Source organism: Pseudomonas cerasi, from assembly GCF_900074915.1.
In the GTDB taxonomy this organism is placed as follows: Bacteria; Pseudomonadota; Gammaproteobacteria; order Pseudomonadales; family Pseudomonadaceae; genus Aquipseudomonas; species Aquipseudomonas cerasi.
This window is the reverse complement of the sequence record NZ_LT222319.1, coordinates 3896868-3916641: the sequence shown is the minus strand read 5'-3', so window position 1 is coordinate 3916641 and position 19774 is coordinate 3896868. Positions and strand designations below refer to the sequence as shown.

Genomic DNA, 19774 nt, shown 5'->3' with positions numbered 1-19774 from the left:
GCGGTCATCCACACTTCTGATCCAGGGCCGTGGGGGCGAGCCGGGTGACGCTTAGCTTGCTTGCGAAGGGGCTGGTACAGCCAACCGAAGGGTGTCTGAAACACCGCCTTCGCGAGCAAGCTCGCTCCCCAGAGACCTATGTAATGTAGAGCTTGGGAGTGAGCGTCATCACCGTCAAACAACGTGCTTAGAAGAACACCTTCACCAGCAAACTCGCGGTGTTCTGATCGGTGTCGAAGGAGCTGGTGTCCTTGATACCGTATTTGTTGGTCCAGTAGTCGTACTCAATACCCACGTAGAGCTGCCGCTCCGGGTAATTCAGTGCCTTGCCCAGGTCATACTTGATCTGCGGGTTGAAGTGCAGGTTGGAGTGGTAAGTGCCACGTGAGGTCTTGTCGTTGTCGACCACCCAGTCCATGAAGCCGTCGATCAGCACATCCGATTTGCCCACCGGGATGGTGTAGGACCACACCGGAGTGATCTGCCACACGCCGTCGCCCGGGCGATTGCCTTCGGTCTGGCGCTGGTAGAAGTCAAGCTGGAAGTAGTCGAAACCCGGGATCTTCAGGTCGAACGCCGGACCGATCAGGTACGACTCGTTATCGCCTTCACCGAACTCGTAAGTTGCGGCAATCAGCACATCGCTGATCGGCCCGAACTCGAACTTCTGGCCGAAGATCTTGCCCAGCGACAGGCGTGGCGAGAACTCGCCGTAATAGGTGTTATCGCCAGCGGTTGCGTCTTTCTTGCCGTTGTAGAAGATCTTGTCGACGAAGAAGAAGTTGTCGCCGTACTTCCAGCTGTCCGCGTGCTCAAAGGTAAAGGTCTGCTGATTTTCCGGGTTGACAGCAAAGTCTCGTCCATTGAGATAGGTCAGGCTATTACTCTGCCACTGGAAGATATCCCCTGCCATGGCGGGTGCGGCAGCCAGCAGACTGCTGGCCAGTAATGCACTGGAAATCGTACGGTTCATGCGGTGAGCCCCTTGATGTAGATCGTGATTTTTTCGGACTGGCGCTCTATGCGTGACGCCTTGTCGGTGGTTGCAATAATTTGTCTGTCTGGTCAGCTTTGTGTTGTTAGCAAGAGCTGCGCCAATCAGTGAAAAAAAGTTTAAGTAACCCTTCAAACCGATATCTAAATGTCGATTTCAGGTCTTTTTTTCCAATGCACAGCGTTCTGCGTGCCGTTCAGCCAGTGGGCCGCCCGGTCGGGTTCAGTTAGCGGGAAAGTGGTGGGCGGGTTGGCAGCGGCGGCGGAGGATACTGACTCGCGTCGCCGTGCTCAAGTGCTCCAGAGCAGGGCGCCTGGAGCGAAAACAGGGCAATGCCCGGTGCTTCAGTTGATGTGTGCGCCCTGATCGATCCAGGCGCCTACCAGATCACGTTCCTGCTGGGTCATCTGGGTAATATTGCCCAGCGGCATGATCGGCGCGGTGATCGCCTGCGCCTTGATACGCGGTGCCTGTTGCTGAATCTGCTCAGGCGTATCGAACATCACGCCGGCCGGAGCGACGCTGAACAACTGGCTGGTAGGCGTGGCCGAGTGACAGACCGAGCAACGTTGCCGAATGACGTCGTGCACCGTGTTGAAGTCTGCACCTGCCACCTTGGCAGGTTCGGGCTGGACAGACGCTGCCTGGGCAGGCGCAGCGGCGGGTTGCGCAGGTTGCTCATCAGCCCGATGACCGCCGACCGCTGTACCGGGCAGTGGCTGATAGACGATCCTGGCCGGTGGTTGCGCAGGGCCGGTGACATACGCCAGGCACAGCATGCCCAGCGCCGCGACCGGCAGGGTCCAGGCGAAGCGGTGGCTGTTGTGCCGTGTATTGAAGTAATGGCGGACCAGCACGGCCAGCAGTGCGATGCCTGCGAGAATCAGCCAGTTGTACTCACTGCCGTAGGTGCTTGGAAAGTGATTGCTGATCATGATGAACAGCACAGGCAGAGTGAAGTAGTTGTTGTGCCGTGAACGTAAAAGGCCTTTTGCCGGCAGGCTTGGGTCCGGCGTGCGGTTCTCGGCAATGGCGGCTACCAGTGCGCGCTGGGCCGGCATGATGATGCGGAACACGTTGCCGACCATGATAGTGCCCATGATCGCGCCCACATGCAGATAGGCACCGCGACCGCTGAACACTTTGCTGAACCCGTATGCCGCCGCGACCAGCAGCACGAACAGGACCACGCCCAGCAGGGCAGGGCGCTTGCCCAGTGGCGAGTCACACAGAAAGCTGTAGATGAACCAGCCGACGAACAACGAACCCAGGCCGATGTGCACGCCCTCGGCACCACTCAGGCTGCTGCCCGGTGCCAGCAGGTACAGCGTCGGGTTGGCGTAGAACACCACGCACAACAGCGCGACCCCTGACAGCCAGGTCGAATAGGCTTCCCATTTGAACCAGTGCAGATTCTCCGGCATGGTCGGCGGTGCGAGCTTGTACTTCTCCAGGTGGTAGATGCCGCCGCCGTGGATCGCCCACAGATCACCCGACAGGCCTTCACGCGGGTTACTGCGGTTGAGGTTGTTCTCCAGCCAGACGAAGTAGAACGATGCGCCGATCCAGGCGACGCCGACAATCATGTGAATCCAGCGCACGCCCAGATTCAGCCATTCCATCATATGTGCCAGCACGGTGTTTACCCTTCCAGTGGGTGGGGATCGAGAACCAGCAACTGGCTCTCGGCAAAGTAATGCTCGTCGCAGTTGTTGCCTTCGCCACTGCGATCAACCACCAGGAAGTCATCCCGCTTTTCGATCGTCAGCACCGGATGGTGCCAGACGCCGCGATGGTAATTGACACCCTGCCTGCCGTTCGACACGAAGGCGCGGGTCAGCTCTGATTCAGGCACATCGCCAACTGGCGCGACCACGATCAGAAAGGGGTTGCCGAGCAACGGCACGAACGCCTGACTGCCCAGCGGATGACGCTCCAGCATGCCGATGGTCAACGGCATCGGCAGCGCTTCGGCGCGGAAGATGCTGATGATCGCCTTGTCTTCCGGCTGCGCGGTCTGCACATCAGCCAGACGATGAAAGCGCATGGTCGAGCCGTTATTGATCATGAAGTGATCGCTGCCGTCGGTTTCGATCACATCACCGAATGGCGCAAAGGCTTCCTTGGTCAGTGGCTCGATTATCAGTTTGCGCATGCGGGTTCTTCTTCAATGGTTTTGAGGGTGGGTCGTTTGCACATTCGTATTGATGACTATCGTGCCAATGCTCTGCGTTGGCATGCATTTCGTGACGCTCTGCGTCACAACTCTACGCCGCGCCACACATACTCAAGACTGGACGCAGAGCGTCCGGAACTGCATTCCCACGCAGAGCGTGGGAACGATAGCCTGTTGCCTTCTGCTGACTTCCGACGCGTTGTTACCTGGCCACCTTGCCCAGTACTCGCAGGCGGCTCACACCCCCGTCCGGGAATACGTTCAGGCGGATGTGGGTGATCGGGCCGATCGCCTTGATCTGCTCGGCGAACTCGTGTTCTGCGTGCATGGTCAGCTTCTGGCTGGGCAGCAACTCGCGCCAGAACAGGCTCTGGGTTTCGATCTGGCTGTCGGTACCACCCTTGACCAGAGCGCCCTGAATCGAGCAGCTGTCCGGGTAGTTACCTTTGAAGTGCAGGGTATCGACGATGACTTTCTCGACTTCGCCCTTATGCCCGAGTGCCACAATCACCCAATCGTTGCCGGGTGTGCGGCGGCGCGCGGTTTCCCAGCCGTCGCCCATGTTCACACCGCGCCCAGGGTTGAGGATATTGCTCATGCTGCCGTAATGTTCATCGGAGCAGGCAATCGATCGGCCGCCATTGAGCGCTGCAACCAGATCGATCTGCTCGTCCTCGCTGACTTTCGACCAGTCGCGATGCGGCACACCGTACACGCGCAGACGCGCGACGCCGCCATCCGGGTAGATGTTGAAGCGCAGGTGGCTGAACGCCTGATCGTTGCTGATCTCGTGGTAATGATGGCTGTTGCCTTGCAGCTCCACAGACGGCAGCACTTCGGTCCAGGCAGTGTTTTCATCGGGCTCGCCCGACGCCAGGAAGCACGCCTCCAGCGACGCGGAAGGCGGGAAGTTGCCGGTGAAAAACGAGGTGTCGATGTCCACACCCTTGATGGTTCCTGCCACACCGAGGCGAATCACTGCGCTGTCGTACCCTTCGAAACGCTTGCGGCGCGACTCCCAGCCGTCCATCCACTTGCCGTTGTCGTCGAACACGCCTTCTTTCCAGACGGCCGGGGTCGGCTGGAACAGCCGGTTGGCGTCGGCGAACCAGTCATCGGTGACCGAAAGGATTTTGGTGCCCAGACGCGCGTCGGCCAGGTTCACGAACTTCTCGAACGGTGCGGCGTAAACTTTCATGCTCTTTGTCTGCCTTCTGAATACGGTTATGACTGCGACACTCAAAGCGCCTGTAGACGAAACAGTGCGATCTTGTTGATCTCGGCCAGGGCGCAAGCAAACTCGGCCTCGGGCGAGTGGTGGATGCGTTGTTCGAACGCTGCCAGAATTTTGTGCCTGTCGCTGCCCTTGACCGCCATGATGAACGGAAAGCCGAAGCGGGCCTTGTAAGCCTCGTTCAGCTCGGTAAAGCGCTGGAACTCCTCAGGCGTGCAGTGGTGGATACCGGCGCCGGCCTGTTCATCGGTACTGGCCTGAGTCAGCTCACCCTGGACGGCAGCCTTGCCTGCCAGGTCCGGGTGGGCATTGATCAGTGCCAGTTGTTGCTCGTGTGTGGCACCCAGCAGGATCTCGCTCATGCGTGCGTGAAGGGTCTCGACCTGATCGAGATGCGCGCCTGTGCTTTGGTCGAACGCTTGCTGCGCGACCCACGGTGAGTGTTCGTAGATATCGGCAAAGGCCGCGATGAACGCCTCCCGGCCCAGGCTTGAAGGTGTCAGTGTCTTGAACGTGCTCATTGCTCGGCCTTGCCGGTAAACGGATGTTCAGTGTGCCAGTGCCGGGCGATATCGACACGACGGGTAAACCACACCTGCTCATGGCCTTTGGCGTACTCGATGAAACGCTTGAGTGCGGCGAGGCGGGCGGGACGGCCGATCAGGCGGCAATGCAGGCCGATGGAAAGCATCTTCGGTGCGTCTTCGCCTTCGGCATACAGCACGTCGAACGCATCCTTGAGGTACTGAAAGAACTGCTCGCCATTGTTGAAGCCCTGCACCTGGGTGAAACGCATGTCGTTGGTGTCCAGGGTGTACGGAATCACCAGATGAGGCTTACCGGTCGGGTTGTTCGGCTCCCAGTACGGCAGGTCGTCGTCGTAGGTGTCGCAATCATAGAGAAACCCGCCTTCCTCCATGACCAGGCGCCGGGTGTTGGGGCCGGTGCGCCCGGTGTACCAGCCCAACGGCCGTTCGCCGCTGATGCCGGTGAGGATCTGGATCGCCTGGCGCATGTGCTCACGCTCCTGGGCTTCGTCCATGTTCTGGTAGTCGATCCAGCGATAGCCGTGGCTGCAGATCTCATGACCTTCGGCGACCATGGCACGGATCACCTCCGGATGACGTTGCGCGGCCATGGCCACGGCAAAAATGGTCAGGGGGATATCGAACTGCCTGAACAGCTTGAGAATGCGCCACACACCGGCGCGGCTGCCGTACTCGTACAGCGACTCCATGCTCATGTTGCGCTGGCCCTGGAGTGGCTGCGCGGCAACCATCTCGGACAGAAAGGCTTCTGATTCCTTGTCGCCATGCAGAATATTGCGCTCGCCACCTTCCTCGTAATTCAGCACGAAAGACAAGGCAATGCGCGCATTACCCGGCCAGCGTGGGTGAGGCGGGTTGTTGCCGTAACCGATCAGGTCGCGTGGGTAGTCAGCGCTCACTGCAAGCTTCCTTTTTCTACATGGGGTGCGTTGGATGCGTTAAGTCAGGTGCAATGCCAAGAGCGGTCAAGGCACTGTTGGGTCAAGATTGTATACAATTTTGTTTTCAGCTTGTAACCCTGTACGTTTCTGCACCGAAGCGTCTCGATAAGCGTAAAACAAGCAAGAAACCTGCCTGACTGGTCAGCTAATCGTAAAAAACCTGATATTTTTCCTCTGCTTCCTATATCTCTGGCCAATCCTGCGCCCAGCCGGCGTCCTGGCCACGGGCTGTTGAACGATCAGGAATATATTGTGTACAGCTTTTCCCGAAAGTGTCTTAATCGGTCGCAATCGCACGATGTAGAGCACTTCATTGGTGCACTGCTTGACCATGGCCGGATGTGAGGAGTGAAGTTTTGGGAAAATTGACCACACATGTACTGGATGCCGCCCACGGCTGCCCAGGCAGCGCCATCCACATCGAGCTGTACCGGGTCGAAGGCCAGCAACTGCTGCACGTTGTCAGTGCGCTCACCAATAGCGACGGGCGTTGCGATGCGCCGCTGCTGCAGGGCGAGGCCTATCAATCCGGCGTCTATCAGTTGCACTTCAAGGCTGGCGATTATTACCGCGCGCGGGGCGTGGCCCTGAATGAGCCTGCCTTTCTCGATGAGGTGGTGCTGCGCTTCGGCATTGATGCAGGTCAGGAACACTTTCATGTGCCGCTGTTAATCTCGCCATACAGCTACTCGACGTACAGGGGCAGCTGAATACCTCTTGCCCGCCCACACTGCGGGCTTTTTTTGCGCGTGTCTGCGCTTTTGCCCTGTGTACAATGCGCCAGTCCCGATGCCGTCATCCACCTGCGCACGAGTGCCCATGAACGACCAGTCCCTGCCCCTCAAGAAACAGCCGCGCAGCCTTGGCTCAAGCCGTAACGTCACGCAGGACGATGTCGTTTACGAACATGTCTTCGATGCCATTCTGGAACAGCGGCTGGCGCCGGGTACCAAATTGAGTGAAGAGGCGCTGGGCGAGATTTTCGGTGTGAGCCGTACCATCATTCGTCGCGCCCTGTCGCGGTTGGGCCATGAGGGCGTCGTGCTGCTGCGCCCCAACCGTGGCGCGGTGGTCTCCAGCCCCAGCGTTGAAGAGGCGCGGCAGGTGTTTTTCGCCCGGCGTATGGTCGAGAAGGCAATCACTGAACTGGCGGTCGAGCACGCTACTGCCGAGCAACTGGCCGAGCTGCGCCAGATGGTCAGCGACGAGCGCGACAGCTTCGCCCGCGGTGATCGGGGTGCCGGTATTCGTTTGTCCGGCGAATTCCATCTTCAGTTGGCCGTGGCCGCTAGAAACGCGCCGCTGATCAGCTTCCAGCGCAGCCTGGTGTCGCAGACCTCGCTGATCATTGCCCAGTACGAAACCGGCAATCGCACGCACTGTTCCTACGATGAGCACAACCAGTTGATCGACGCCATCGAAGCCCGCAATGCGGCACTGGCCGTCGAATTGATGATGCATCACATGGACCACATCGACAGCAAACTCAACCTTGACGAAGACAGCGCCACGGATGATTTGCATGCTGTGTTCTCGCACGTCATGGGCCGGAAAAAACCGGGGCGTTGAGGCTGTGTGGATGAACAATTATCGTGCGACGCAGAGCGTCGCGACCTGCATTCCCACGCGGAGCGTGAGGAACGATCATCTCAACTATCGTGCTGATGTTCTGCGTCGGTCTGAACAGACAATCCGATTATCGTGCGACGCTCCGCGTCGTCATGCCGTTCCGGACGCTCTGCGTCCTCTTGGCGACGCAGAGCGTCGAGACCTGCATTCCCACGCGGAGCGTGAGGAACGATCATCTCAACTATCGTGCTGATGTCCTGCGTCGGTCTGAACAGACAATCCGATTATCGTGCGACGCTCCGCGTCGTCATGCCGTTCCGGACGCTCTGCGTCCTCTTGGCGACGCAGAGCGTCGCGACCTGCATTCCCACGCGGAGCGTGAGGAACGATCATCTCAACTATCGTGCTGATGTTCTGCGTCGGTCTGAACAGACAATCCGATTATCGTGCGACGCTCAGCGTCGTCATGCCGTTCCGGACGCTCTGCGTCCTCTTGGCGACGCAGAGCGTCGAGACCTGCATTCCCACGCTGGAGCGTGAGTGGCGAGAGTTGTCCTGAGAGCAGGTTCAACTCCGCTCATGCACCAATCGCCCACCTGACCAGGTCTGCTTCACAGTCCGGTCATCACCAATAGTCATCAGCACGAACAGAATCTCTTCGATGCCTTTGGCTTGCTTCAAACGATACGACAGCAGCGGGGTGGCGTTGTAGTCGAGCACCAGGAAGTCAGCCTCGTTGCCTGGCTTCAGGCTGCCGACCTTGTCTTCCAGGCGCAGCGCCCGCGCGCCGCCCAGCGTCGCCAGGTACAGCGACTTGAATGGATTGAGCCGCGCGCCCTGCATCTGCATGACCTTGTAGGCCTCGTTCAGGGTCTGCAGAATCGAAAAACTGGTGCCGCCGCCCACGTCGGTGCCCAGACCGACATTCACCTTGTGCTTCTCGGCCATCGGCAAGTTGAACAGGCCGCTGCCCAGAAACAGGTTGGAGGTCGGGCAGAAAGCAATCGCCGAACCGGTCTGCGCCAGTCGGGCGCATTGTTCGTCGCACAGGTGCACGCCATGGGCGAACACCGAGCGCTCGCCGAGCAGGTTGAAGTGATCATAGACGTCCAGGTAATGCTTGCGCTCCGGGAACAGCGCCTTGACCCACTCGATCTCCTGAAGGTTCTCGCTGATGTGGGTCTGCAGGTACAGGCCGGGGTATTCGGTCAGCAACTGGCCGGCCAGACTCAACTGCTCCGGGCTGCTGGTTGGCGCGAATCGAGGGGTCACTGCGTAGCTCAAACGCCCTTTGCCATGCCAGCGTTCGATCAAAGCCTTGCTGTCGGCATACCCGGATTCTGGCGTATCGACCAGGTAGTCCGGCGCATTGCGATCCATCATCACCTTGCCGGCGATCATGCGCAGATCAAGTGCCTGCGCCGCGCTGAAAAACGCCTCGACCGATTCCTTGTGCACGCTGCCGAACACCAGTGCCGTGGTTGTACCGTTGCGCAGCAGTTCCTTGATGAAGATGTCGGCCACCTGTGCTGAATGCGCGGGGTCGGCGAACTGGCTTTCGCAGGGGAAGGTGTAGGTGTTGAGCCAGTCCAGCAACTGCTCGCCGTAGGAGCCGATCATGCCGGTTTGCGGCAAGTGAATATGGGTGTCGATGAACCCCGGTGTGATCAGTGCGTCCGGGTACTCGATCAGCTCGACATCGTCGTCGAGGCGCTCCAGCAGATCGGCAGCATGACCCACCGAAACGATCTTGCCGTCCTCGACCAGCAGCAAGCCGTCGGCAAAGTATTCACAGGATGCCTCCAGCGCCACTTTGGCCGGGTCGGCGAGGCTGTGAACGATGGCGGCGCGGTAGGCTTTACGGCGGGAAACTGAACTCATGGCACTCTCGTTGTGACTCATTGCGACTGACTGCGGCGCGATGCAGGCAGCAGTCTGGCGATAGGTTCGGCGTTGGCGGTGTGTTGGCCAAAGCTGACATTGTAAGTGGCGATTATTTCCGCGGCGATCGACACCGCGATCTCGATGGGCAGCTTGCCTTTGACCTCGGCCAGGCCCATCGGGCAACGCATGCGTTGCAGCAGACTGGCGTCGAAACCGCGTTCCCGCAAGCGATGTTCGAACTTGACCCGTTTGGTTTTCGAGCCGATCAGTCCGAAGTAACCGAAGTCACCACGCCCGAGGATGGCGGCCGTCAGTTCCAGATCCAGTTGATGGTTGTGGGTCATCACGACGCAATAGGTGCCCACAGGCAGTTGCGCGACCTCGTCGACCGGCTCGTCATTGACGATCTTCATCACGCCACCGGGCATCGACTCGGGGAATTCATGCTCGCGGCTGTCGATCCAGCGCACCCGGCAGGGCAGGCTGGCCAGCAGCGGCACCAGCGCGCGGCCGACATGACCGGCACCGAACACGGCGATCTGCGCGACGGGCTCGCCCATCGGTTCGAACAACAGCACGTTCACGCCGCCGCAGCACTGGCCCAGGCTTGCACCCAGGTTGAAACGTTCCAGGCGCGTCTGCCGTGTGCCGCTGGCAAGCATCTCACGGGCGATCTCCATGGCCTTGTATTCCAGGTGGCCGCCACCGATGGTGTCGTGGATGCGCTCGGCGCAGACCACCATTTTCGATCCGGCATTGCGCGGCGTGGAGCCCAGCGCCTCGATGATCGTCACCAGAATGCCGGGTTCACCACGGGCCTGCAGCTCGGCCAGGGCGCTGATCCAGTTGTTCATTTCTGCTCCAGGACAGAGTGATCCAGGCCAGGCGCCTTCGCGAGCAAGCTGGCTCCCACGGGGGCATCCTGAATAGGTAAGGGCGAGCCTGGCGAAGCTTCACTTGCCCGCGAAGAGGCGGAAACAACCGGCTCGGCGCCTTCGCTGGATGCGTGACGCGCGGCGCTGTTCTGGCGCATCTGTTCACAGCCCCACAGCACTTTTTCCGGCGTCGCCGGGGCGTCGATGTTTGGTTGATGACGGTAGTCACCCAGGCTCGCCACGGCGTCCTTGATCGCGCACCAGGCGGCGATGCCGAGCATGAACGGCGGCTCGCCGACGGCCTTGGAATGAAACACCGTGTCTTCCGGGTTCTTGCGGTTCTCTACCAGCTTGATGCGCAGATCGAGCGGCATGTCCGCCACTGCCGGGATCTTGTAGGACGCCGGGCCGCTGGTCATCAGCTTGCCCTTATCATTCCACACCAGTTCCTCGGTGGTCAGCCAGCCGGCGCCTTGAATGTAGCCGCCTTCGACCTGACCGATATCGATGGCCGGGTTCAGCGACGCGCCGACGTCGTGCAGGATGTCGGTGCGCAACATCTTGTATTCGCCGGTCAGCGTATCGACGATGACTTCCACGCAGGCTGCGCCAAAGGCGTAGTAATAGAACGGCCGGCCACGCGCCTGGCTGCGGTCGTAAAAAATCTTCGGCGTCTTGTAATAGCCGGTGCTGGACAGCGACACCTGGCCCATCCATGCCAATTGCGCCAGTTCGGCGAACGGCAGGAACAGCTCGCCGATCCGCACATGGCCATTGCGGAACTCGACGTCCGCTTCGCTTACCTGATAGTGCCTGGCGGCAAACTCCACCAGCCTTTGCTTGAGGATTTCAGCGGCATTCTGTGCCGCCTTGCCGTTCAGGTCCGTACCGCTCGAAGCGGCAGTGGGCGAGGTGTTGGGCACCTTGTCTGTGTTGGTCGCGGTGATCTGGATGCGCTCGATGTCCACCTGGAACACCTCGGCCACGACCTGCGCAACCTTGGTGTTCAAGCCCTGGCCCATTTCGGTGCCGCCATGGTTCAGGTGGATGCTGCCGTCGGTGTAGATATGAATCAGCGCACCGGCCTGATTGAGAAAACTGGCGGTGAACGAGATACCGAACTTGACCGGCGTCAGCGCCAGGCCTTTTTTCAGCACCGGGCTGCCGGCGTTGAACGCACGAATCGCTTCGCGGCGCTCGGCGTACTGGCTGCTTTGCTCGAGGTCGGCGGTCATCTCTTCCAGCAGGTTGTGTTCGACCGTCTGGTAATAGTGGGTGACGTTACGCTCGGTCTTGCCGTAATAGTTGGCCTTGCGCACGTGCAGCGGGTCCTTGCCCAGGAAACGTGCAATGCAGTCCATGACCTCTTCGATGGCGACCATGCCCTGCGGGCCGCCAAAGCCCCGGTAGGCGGTGTTGGAGGCGGTGTGCGTCTTGCAGCGGTGGCCGTTGACGGTGGCTTCACCGAGGTAATAGGCGTTGTCGGCATGAAACATGGCGCGGTCGACGATGGACGCCGACAGGTCCGGCGAATAGCCGCAGTTGCCGGCCAGATCCAGTTGTATGCCCTGCAAGCGACCGTCATCATCGAAACCCACGTCGTACTCGATGTAGAACGGGTGGCGCTTGCCGGTCATCTGCATGTCTTCGAAGCGTTGCAGGCGCATCTTGGTGGGCTGGCCGGTCAAGCGGGCAATCACGGCGCACAGGCAGGCCGGGCTGGCCGCCTGGGTTTCCTTGCCGCCAAAACCACCGCCCATGCGCCGCATGTCGACCACGATGCGGTTCATCGGCACGCCCAGCACCTCGGCCACCAGCTTCTGGATTTCCGTGGGGTTCTGGGTCGAGCAATAGACGATCATGCCGCCGTCTTCGGTCGGCATCACCGACGAGATCTGGGTTTCCAGGTAAAAATGTTCCTGGCCGCCAATGTGCAGGTTGCCCTGCAGGCGGTGGGTTGCGCTCGCCAGCGCAGCGGCAGAGTCGCCACGCTTGTGCGTATGGCTGTCGAGCACGAAGTGTTTCTGGCGCAGGGCCTGGACCACATCCAGTACCGGTTGCAGGTCTTCGTATTCGATGATCGCCGCCATGGCCGCCTGGCGTGCAATGTCCAGGTCGCGAGCCGCCACGGCGAGCACCGGTTGCCCGACGAACTCCACCTTATCGATGGCCAGCAGCGGGTCGCCGGGCAGCAACGGCCCGATGTCCTTGAGCCCCGGAATATCCTGATGGGTAATCGCGATGCGTACACCTTCGAAGGCGTAGCAGGGCGAGGTATCGATGCTGACGATACGCGCATGGGCACGGTCGGAAAGACGTGCGTACACGTGCAACTGGTTGGGAAATTCCAGGCGATCGTCAATGTACACCGCTTCGCCGGACACGTGCTTGTCGGCACTGTCGTGCTTGACGCTGCGGCCGACGCCGGTGTTCAGGCCTTGTTGAAATACTGCAAGCATCTCGGCCTGGGTGAGGTGTGGGGAATGCTCAGACATAGTCAGTCACCCGCGTTGGAACGGCTGGGGTCTGTAACTCGATGAAGTACTTGCGCAGCAGGTTTTGCGCGCTCAACAGGCGGTATTCCTTGCTTGCACGGAAATCCGACAGCGGAGTGAAATCCTCGCTCAGTGCAGTGCAGGCGCGTTCGACGGTTGCATGGCTCCATGGTTGCCCGATCAGCGCCTCTTCGCAGGCCGCTGCACGTTTCGGAATCGCCGCCATGCCGCCGAACGCCACGCGAGCCTCGTGGACCACGCCATCTTCCAGGGTCAGGCGAAAAGCCGCGCAGACCGCCGAGATGTCGTCATCGAGCCGCTTGGAGACTTTATAGGCGCGGAAGATCTGCCGCGATGTGGCGGTGGGCACGATGATCTTTTCGATGAACTCGCTTTCCTGGCGGGCCGTGACCTTGTAGTCGATGAAATAGTCTTCCAGCGCCAACGTGCGCTGACTGCTGCCTTTGCGCAGCACGACCTGCGCGCCAAGGGCGATCAGCAGCGGCGGGGAATCGCCGATGGGGGAGGCGTTGCCGATGTTGCCACCCAGCGTGCCCTGATTGCGGATCTGCAACGAGGCGAAGCGCTGCAGTAACTCGCCAAAGTCCGGGTACTCGGCCTTGAGTGCGGCATAACAATCGGTCAGCGGAGTCGCTGCGCCGATCTCCAGGCGGTCGTCGAAACGCTTCACGCCCTTCATCGCGTCGATGTGTCCGACGTAAATCATCACCGGCAACTGTTTGTGAAACTGCGTGACTTCCAGAGCCAGATCGGTGCCTCCGGCCAGCAGGCGCGCCTGCGGATGGCTGTCGTAGAGGTCCGCCAGATCCGCCACGGTCAGCGGAATGAAGCAGCGTTTTTCGCCGTCATTCAGTTCATCGGTGCCGGCCGGAGCGATGGCGCGCAAGCGTTCGACGGTCTGCGTCTGGCGCTGATCGAACTGATCCGGCAGGCGCTGCGCGCAAGACTGCTCGGCGGCGGCCAGAATAGGGCGGTAGCCGGTGCAGCGACACAGGTTGCCGGCCAGGGCTTCGTGGGCCTGATGGGCATCGGCTTCGCTGCTGTTCTTTTGCAGGGCAAACAGCGACATCACAAAGCCCGGGGTACAAAAGCCGCATTGCGAGCCATGACACTCGACCATCGCCTTCTGCACGCTGTGCAACTGGCCCTGATGCCTGAGGTCTTCGACGCTGATCAATTGCTTGCCGTGCAGCGACGCCATAAATGTCAGGCACGAATTGAGGCTGCGATAACGCAGCGTTTGCTCGCCGTCAGCGTCACTGTGCAACTCGCCCACCACGACGGTGCAGGCACCGCAGTCACCACTGGCACAACCTTCCTTGGTACCGGGCTTGTGTGCCTGCTCACGCAGGTAGGTCAGCACGGTCATGTTCGGATTCAGGCTGCGCTCGGTTTTTAGCTCTTGGTTCAAAAGGAACTGAATCACGGCGCAAAGCCCTCACGTTTATTGTCATCAGACATGTCGATGAATCTATCAGCTCTGTTTATTGGGTCAATTTGTTTCTGACTTAGGAGTCAGGAAATTGAGTTTTTCGGCGATCTGCCGATCAAACAGCCTCTGGTTCTTGAATCGCCTGCCGGGTGTATTCAAGGTTTTGCGTATTTCGTGCCAGTTTCCGTGTTTATGGCCCTGCGCCACCCGTGCCGGTTGCGATACACTCCGCGACTTGCATGCTGAACTGGTTTTTTCTGAAGGATAGTCATGACGTTCAAGGCCCCGGACAGCCTCGCTGAGCAAATTGCTCATCATCTTGCCGAGCGGATCATTCGCGGTGAGCTCAAGCCTGGAGAGCGTATTCAGGAGCAGAAAGTCACGCAGGCGTTGAACGTCAGCCGTGGCTCCGTGCGCGAAGCACTGCTGATTCTGGAGCGCCGCCACCTGGTGGTGATCCTGCCGCGTCGTGGCGCGCAGGTCACGGTGCTCAACGCCCATAACGTCACCAGCCTGTGCTGCCTGATGAGCGAGCTTTACATTCTGCTGGCCAATGCGGTGGTCGAGCGCTGGAAGACCGAGGACGATCTTGCGCCGTTTCTGCAGATACAACAGCGTCTGCAGGGCAGTTTCCAGCAGCAGGACGTCAACGCATTCGTCGAAGAGAGCTTCAATGTGATGCGCGCGGCCTATCCGTTCGCCAACAACCCGTACCTCGAGGAAACCGTCGAGAACCTGCAGCCTTCCATGAGCCGCAGCTATTTCCTCGCGCTCGAGCAACGCAAGGCCGATATGGGCGACTACCTGGCATTGTTCGACGAACTGCTTGGCGCAGTGGTGGCGCGGGACATACCGAAGATTCGTGTCGTGCTGGTCAGCTACTGTCAGCGCAGCTGCCAGCTGGTGCTGGCCGCCCTGGCAAAGGGCTGACGCCGTGCGCCTGAAGTGCATCAAGCTGGCGGGGTTCAAATCTTTCGTCGACCCCACCACGGTGAACTTCCCCAGCAACATGGCGGCTGTCGTCGGCCCCAATGGCTGTGGCAAATCCAATATCATCGACGCCGTGCGCTGGGTGATGGGCGAAAGCTCGGCCAAGAACCTGCGCGGCGAGTCGATGACCGACGTCATCTTCAACGGCTCCACCAGCCGCAAACCGGTCAGCCAGGCCAGCATCGAACTGGTCTTCGACAACTCGGACGGCACGCTGGTCGGCGAGTACGCGGCGTATGCGGAAATCTCCATTCGCCGCAAAGTGACCCGCGACAGTCAGAACAGCTACTACCTAAACGGCACCAAATGCCGCCGTCGCGACATCACCGACATCTTCCTCGGCACCGGCCTCGGGCCGCGCAGCTATTCGATCATCGAACAGGGCATGATCTCCAAGCTGATCGAAGCCAAGCCCGAAGACCTGCGCAACTTCATCGAAGAGGCCGCAGGGATTTCCAAGTACAAGGAGCGGCGCCGGGAAACCGAAAACCGCATTCGTCGCACCCACGAGAACCTGGCGCGTCTGACCGACCTGCGTGAAGAGCTCGAGCGTCAGCTGGAGCGTCTGCACCGACAGGCTCAGGCCGCCGAGAAGTATCAGGAATACAAGGCCGAAGAGCGTCAGTTGAAAGCGCAATTGTCGGCCCTGCGCTGGCAGGCGCTGAATGATCTGGTGGGGCAGCGCGAGGCGGTGATTGGCAATCAGGAGGTCGGCTTCGAGGCGCTGGTGGCCGATCAGCGCAGTGCCGATGCCAGTATCGAAAGGCTGCGCGACGGCCACCATGATCTGTCCGAGCGCTTTAACCTGGTGCAGGGCCGCTTTTATTCGGTCGGCGGCGACATTGCCCGCGTCGAGCAGAGCATTCAGCACGGTCAGCAGCGGCTGCGCCAATTGCAGGATGACCTGCGCGAAGCCGAGCGTGCCCGCCAGGAAACCGAATCGCACCTTGGGCACGACACCACCTTGCTCGCCACCCTCGGCGAAGAGCTGGAGATGCTCGAGCCCGAGCAGGAAATGACCAGCGCCGCCGCCGAGGAGTCGGCCATCGCTCTGGAAGACGCCGAAGCGGCCATGCAGGGCTGGCAGGAGAAGTGGGACGTCTTCAATCAGCAATCCGCCGAGCCGCAGCGTCAGGCACAGGTCCAGCAGTCACGCATTCAACAGCTGGAACAGAGCATCGAACGCCTTGCAGAGCGCCAGCGGCGGCTGGCCGAAGAGCGTCAACTGCTGGCCGCTGACCCGGAAGATGCGGCCATTCTGGAATTGAGCGAAGACCTCGCCACCCGTGACATGACCCTTGAAGAGCTGCACATGGGCGAGGAGCAGGCGGTCGAGCGTCTTGAACAATTGCGCGAGGCGTTGCAGCACGCCAGCCAGGCGCAACAGCAGGCGCAGGGCGAGTTGCAACGGCTCAACGGCCGGCTAGCGTCCCTGGAAGCGTTGCAGCAGGCGGCACTTGACCCGGACACCGGCACTGCCGAGTGGCTGCGGGATCAGCAACTGGCCGAACGGCCGCGTCTGGCCGAGGGGCTGAGCGTCGAAGCCGGCTGGGAACTGGCCGTGGAAACCGTGCTTGGTGCGGATTTGCAGGCCGTGTTGGTGGATGACTTCGACGGGCTCGATCTGGCCGGTTTTCAGCAGGGCGATCTGCGCTTGATCGGCGCGGGTGCCGACACGGTTCGCGCGCCCGGTAGCTTGCTGGAAAAGGTCGACAGCACGGTTGATCTGTCCGCCTGGCTGGGCCAGGTGATACCGGTGGAGAACCTGGACGAGGCGCTGGCGCGGCGTGCACAACTCAGCGCCGGGCAAAGCCTGATCAGCCGTGACGGCTACTGGGTGGGGCGGCACTTTTTGCGTGTACGCCGCGCCAGCGAAGCGCAGAGCGGGGTGCTGGCGCGCGGCCAGGAATTGCAGCAGCTGGGTCTGGAGCGCGACGAGCGCGAAGCGACTCTGGCCACCCTGGAAGAGCAGTTGCTGGTCTTGCGCGAGCAGCAGTCGCAGCAGGAAGACGCTCGTGAGCAGTTGCGCCGTCGCGTGCAGGACGAAACCCGTCAGCAAAGCGAACTGAAAGCGCAGTTGTCGGCGGTCCGGGTAAAAGTCGAGCAGTTGACCCTGCGGCGCACTCGTCTTGATGAAGAATTGGCCGAGTTGGGTGAGCAACGCGCTGTCGAGCACGAGCACCTCGGCGAATCGCGCCTGCAATTGCAGGATGCACTGGACAGCATGGCGCAGGATACCGAGCAGCGCGAGGTGCTGCAGGCCCAGCGTGATGCGCTGCGTGAGCGTCTGGACCGGATACGTCAGGATGCGCGGCAGCACAAGGATCACAGTCATCAGCTGGCGGTGCGTCTCGGCTCGATCAAGGCGCAATACGATTCGACCCGTCAGGCGCTGGAGCGCCTGCGCATGCAGTCCGAAAGGCTGACCGAGAAGCGCGAGCAACTGAGCCTGAATCTGGAGGAGGGCGAGGCACCGCTCGAAGAACTGCGCCTCAAGCTTGAAGAATTGCTGGAGCGGCGCATGGTGGTCGATGACGAAATGCGCATCGCCAAGAACGCACTCGAAGACGCTGACCGCGAATTGCGCGAGGCAGAAAAGCGCCGCACTCAGGCCGAGCAGCAATCGCAGCTGCTGCGTGGCCAGCTGGAACAACAGCGTCTGGAGTGGCAGGCGCTGACGGTGCGTCGCAAAGCCTTGCAGGACCAGTTGCATGAAGACGGCTATGACCTGCATGGCGTGCTCGCGACACTGACGCCGGAAGCCAGCGAACAGGCTGCCGAGCAGCAACTGGAAAGCATCGCCGGGCGTATTCAGCGCCTGGGCGCGATCAACCTCGCGGCCATCGACGAGTATCAGCAGCAGTCCGAGCGCAAGCGCTATCTGGATGCGCAGGATGCCGATCTGGTCGAAGCGCTGGACACTCTGGAAAACGTCATTCGCAAGATCGACAAGGAGACCCGAAACCGCTTCAAGGATACCTTCGATCAGATAAACAGCGGAATTCAGGCACTTTTCCCAAAAGTTTTCGGTGGCGGCTCCGCTTATTTGGAACTGACGGGCGAAGATTTACTCGATACTGGGGTGACAATCATGGCGCGTCCCCCCGGCAAGAAGAACAGCACCATTCATTTGCTGTCGGGTGGTGAAAAAGCCCTGACGGCGCTGGCGCTGGTTTTTGCCATTTTCAAACTCAATCCTGCGCCGTTTTGCATGCTTGACGAGGTGGATGCGCCGCTGGATGACGCCAACGTGGGTCGCTATGCACGTTTGGTGAAAGAAATGTCACAAACGGTGCAGTTCATCTATATCACCCACAACAAGATCGCCATGGAAATGGCTGATCAGCTGATGGGGGTAACGATGCACGAGCCCGGTTGTTCGCGGCTGGTGGCGGTGGATGTGGAGCAGGCGATGGCGCTGGTGGATGCCTGATTCGACGCCTCGTTTTGCGGGCAAGTGGCTGTCCAGAGGCCTGAAAACGAGACGCTGGTACATGAGATGGCAACTTGGGCGGCGAAGAGACGTAACAGACGGTGTAAAGTTACCTTTGGTCGTGCTAGTTTAGTGACCACTTTTTATTTTCGCGTGGGCGAATTGCCAGTCAGAACATAGACTTGGCACCACGTATTAAAGGGGTTTAGGCCCTTATTTTCAGATTTCTTCATTAGAGGCACTGGATTACATGGAAATCGGTCTGCGCGAGTGGCTGATCGTCATCGGCATAATAGTCATCGCCGGTATTCTCTTTGATGGCTGGCGCCGTATGCGCGGCAGCAAGGGTAAATTGAAATTCAGACTGGATCGGAGCTTCTCCAACCTTCCGGATGAAGAAGAGACCACGTCTGCCGAACTGCTCGGGCCGCCTCGTGTGCTGGATACCCACAAGGAGCCGCAGCTCGACGAGCACGATCTGCCGTCCATGAGCGCCAGCCCGCGTGAAGGCAAGCGTGGCAACAGCGAGAAGCGCAGTGACAAGAAGCGCAAGGATGAGCCACAGCAGGGCGACCTGAACCTGGATCTCGATGGCCCGAGCCTGTTTACCGCACGCGACGACGATTTCCCGGACGACAAGCCGGCCCAGCGCATCACCGAAGACAAGTACCTGCCTCCGGTAGAGGAAGTGCTGGTCATCAGCGTGATTTCGCGCAGCGAAGGCGGTTTCAGGGGCCCGGCGCTGTTGCAGAACATTCTGGAAAGCGGCCTGCGTTTCGGTGAGATGGATATTTTCCACCGTCACGAGAGCATGGCTGGCAACGGCGAAGTGCTGTTCTCGATGGCCAATGCGGTCAAGCCCGGCGTGTTCGACCTGGACGATATCGACCATTTCAGCACCCGTGCAGTGAGCTTCTTCCTCGGCTTGCCAGGCCCTCGTCATCCCAAGCAGGCATTCGACGTGATGGTTGCCGCCGCTCGCAAGCTGGCTCACGAGCTGGATGGCGAACTGAAGGATGATCAGCGCAGCGTCATGACCGCGCAGACCATCGAGCATTATCGCCAGCGCATCGTCGAGTTCGAGCGTCGGGCGTTGACCCAGCGTCGCGGTTGAGCAAACCCTTGGGCAGGTCTCCGATCATGAGCGTGCTGCGGCCCGCTCTGGCGGGGCCTGACCTGAAC

At 60.2% G+C, this 19774-nt stretch carries 15 protein-coding genes; 5 read left to right on the top strand and 10 right to left on the bottom strand.

The features are described 5' to 3' along the window. Positions 1 to 187: 187 nt before the first annotated feature. From PCPL58_RS19915 to puuE, 6 genes are all read right to left on the bottom strand, one after another. Positions 188 to 973, bottom strand: coding sequence for an outer membrane protein OmpK (locus PCPL58_RS19915; protein WP_065350255.1), 786 nt, complete (start codon positions 971 to 973; stop codon positions 188 to 190). Between the two features lie 365 nt (positions 974 to 1338). After that, positions 1339 to 2631 carry a urate hydroxylase PuuD gene (locus tag PCPL58_RS19910; protein ID WP_065350254.1) on the bottom strand — a complete coding sequence of 431 codons (1293 nt, stop codon included), beginning with the start codon at positions 2629 to 2631 and terminating at the stop codon, positions 1339 to 1341. A 5-nt stretch (positions 2632 to 2636) separates the two neighbouring features. Beyond that, positions 2637 to 3149, bottom strand: coding sequence for an ureidoglycolate lyase (locus PCPL58_RS19905; RefSeq protein ID WP_003371439.1), 513 nt, complete (start codon positions 3147 to 3149; stop codon positions 2637 to 2639). Between the two features lie 223 nt (positions 3150 to 3372). Then, the gene (gene alc / locus PCPL58_RS19900; RefSeq protein WP_003371441.1) at positions 3373 to 4368 is read right to left on the bottom strand and encodes an allantoicase; all 996 of its coding nucleotides are present in this window, start codon (positions 4366 to 4368) and stop codon (positions 3373 to 3375) included. Positions 4369 to 4409: 41 nt separating this feature from the next. Next, positions 4410 to 4925 (bottom strand): 2-oxo-4-hydroxy-4-carboxy-5-ureidoimidazoline decarboxylase, encoded by a 516-nt coding sequence (uraD, locus tag PCPL58_RS19895; RefSeq protein ID WP_002552800.1) that lies wholly within the window; start codon positions 4923 to 4925, stop codon positions 4410 to 4412. Beyond that, a complete protein-coding gene (puuE, locus tag PCPL58_RS19890) occupies positions 4922 to 5851 on the bottom strand; it encodes an allantoinase PuuE (RefSeq protein ID WP_065350253.1) in 930 nt (309 codons plus the stop codon). The genes uraD and puuE overlap by 4 nt, the downstream gene beginning before the upstream one ends. Positions 5852 to 6249: 398 nt before the next feature. Between puuE and uraH the strand changes: the two genes are divergently transcribed. Next, entirely contained in the window at positions 6250 to 6603 is a 354-nt protein-coding gene (gene uraH, locus PCPL58_RS19885) for a hydroxyisourate hydrolase (RefSeq protein WP_004413963.1), read from the top strand. A gap of 109 nt (positions 6604 to 6712) precedes the next feature. After that, the gene (locus PCPL58_RS19880; protein ID WP_044308605.1) at positions 6713 to 7462 is read left to right on the top strand and encodes a GntR family transcriptional regulator; all 750 of its coding nucleotides are present in this window, start codon (positions 6713 to 6715) and stop codon (positions 7460 to 7462) included. 567 nt (positions 7463 to 8029) lie between these two features. Here PCPL58_RS19880 and guaD read toward each other — a convergent pair. The 4 genes from guaD to xdhA are packed head-to-tail and all read right to left on the bottom strand — an operon-like array spanning position 8030 to position 14163. Beyond that, positions 8030 to 9343 carry a guanine deaminase gene (gene guaD, locus PCPL58_RS19875; RefSeq protein WP_065350252.1) on the bottom strand — a complete coding sequence of 438 codons (1314 nt, stop codon included), beginning with the start codon at positions 9341 to 9343 and terminating at the stop codon, positions 8030 to 8032. Between the two features lie 17 nt (positions 9344 to 9360). Beyond that, positions 9361 to 10200, bottom strand: a complete 840-nt coding sequence (gene xdhC / locus PCPL58_RS19870) for a xanthine dehydrogenase accessory protein XdhC (RefSeq protein WP_065350251.1) — start codon at positions 10198 to 10200, stop codon at positions 9361 to 9363. Then, the gene (gene xdhB / locus PCPL58_RS19865; protein WP_065350250.1) at positions 10197 to 12716 is read right to left on the bottom strand and encodes a xanthine dehydrogenase molybdopterin binding subunit; all 2520 of its coding nucleotides are present in this window, start codon (positions 12714 to 12716) and stop codon (positions 10197 to 10199) included. The genes xdhC and xdhB overlap by 4 nt, the downstream gene beginning before the upstream one ends. Further along, a complete protein-coding gene (xdhA, locus tag PCPL58_RS19860; RefSeq protein ID WP_065350249.1) occupies positions 12709 to 14163 on the bottom strand; it encodes a xanthine dehydrogenase small subunit in 1455 nt (484 codons plus the stop codon). The genes xdhB and xdhA overlap by 8 nt, the downstream gene beginning before the upstream one ends. 276 nt (positions 14164 to 14439) lie before the next feature. Here xdhA and PCPL58_RS19855 point away from each other — a divergent pair, with 276 nt between their 5' ends. The 3 genes from PCPL58_RS19855 (at position 14440) to zipA (ending at position 19706) form a co-directional block, all read left to right on the top strand. Then, entirely contained in the window at positions 14440 to 15099 is a 660-nt protein-coding gene (locus PCPL58_RS19855) for a GntR family transcriptional regulator (RefSeq protein WP_003371456.1), read from the top strand. A gap of 4 nt (positions 15100 to 15103) precedes the next feature. Continuing rightward, positions 15104 to 18592 carry a chromosome segregation protein SMC gene (smc, locus tag PCPL58_RS19850; protein ID WP_065350248.1) on the top strand — a complete coding sequence of 1163 codons (3489 nt, stop codon included), beginning with the start codon at positions 15104 to 15106 and terminating at the stop codon, positions 18590 to 18592. Positions 18593 to 18842: 250 nt separating this feature from the next. After that, complete coding sequence (zipA, locus tag PCPL58_RS19845; RefSeq protein ID WP_065350247.1) at positions 18843 to 19706, top strand: cell division protein ZipA; 864 nt, start codon at positions 18843 to 18845, stop codon at positions 19704 to 19706. Positions 19707 to 19774 lie beyond the last annotated feature (68 nt).

What these genes read in the sequence shown, in the direction of transcription:
- PCPL58_RS19915 (WP_065350255.1), bottom strand. Translation starts at nt 973, where the DNA reads ATGAACCGTACGATTTCCAGTGCATTACTGGCCAGCAGTCTGCTGGCT.
- PCPL58_RS19905 (WP_003371439.1), bottom strand. Translation starts at nt 3,149, where the DNA reads ATGCGCAAACTGATAATCGAGCCACTGACCAAGGAAGCCTTTGCGCCA.
- alc (WP_003371441.1), bottom strand. Translation starts at nt 4,368, where the DNA reads ATGAAAGTTTACGCCGCACCGTTCGAGAAGTTCGTGAACCTGGCCGAC.
- uraD (WP_002552800.1), bottom strand. Translation starts at nt 4,925, where the DNA reads ATGAGCACGTTCAAGACACTGACACCTTCAAGCCTGGGCCGGGAGGCG.
- PCPL58_RS19880 (WP_044308605.1), top strand. Translation starts at nt 6,713, where the DNA reads ATGAACGACCAGTCCCTGCCCCTCAAGAAACAGCCGCGCAGCCTTGGC.
- guaD (WP_065350252.1), bottom strand. Translation starts at nt 9,343, where the DNA reads ATGAGTTCAGTTTCCCGCCGTAAAGCCTACCGCGCCGCCATCGTTCAC.
- xdhC (WP_065350251.1), bottom strand. Translation starts at nt 10,200, where the DNA reads ATGAACAACTGGATCAGCGCCCTGGCCGAGCTGCAGGCCCGTGGTGAA.
- xdhB (WP_065350250.1), bottom strand. Translation starts at nt 12,716, where the DNA reads ATGTCTGAGCATTCCCCACACCTCACCCAGGCCGAGATGCTTGCAGTA.
- PCPL58_RS19855 (WP_003371456.1), top strand. Translation starts at nt 14,440, where the DNA reads ATGACGTTCAAGGCCCCGGACAGCCTCGCTGAGCAAATTGCTCATCAT.
- zipA (WP_065350247.1), top strand. Translation starts at nt 18,843, where the DNA reads ATGGAAATCGGTCTGCGCGAGTGGCTGATCGTCATCGGCATAATAGTC.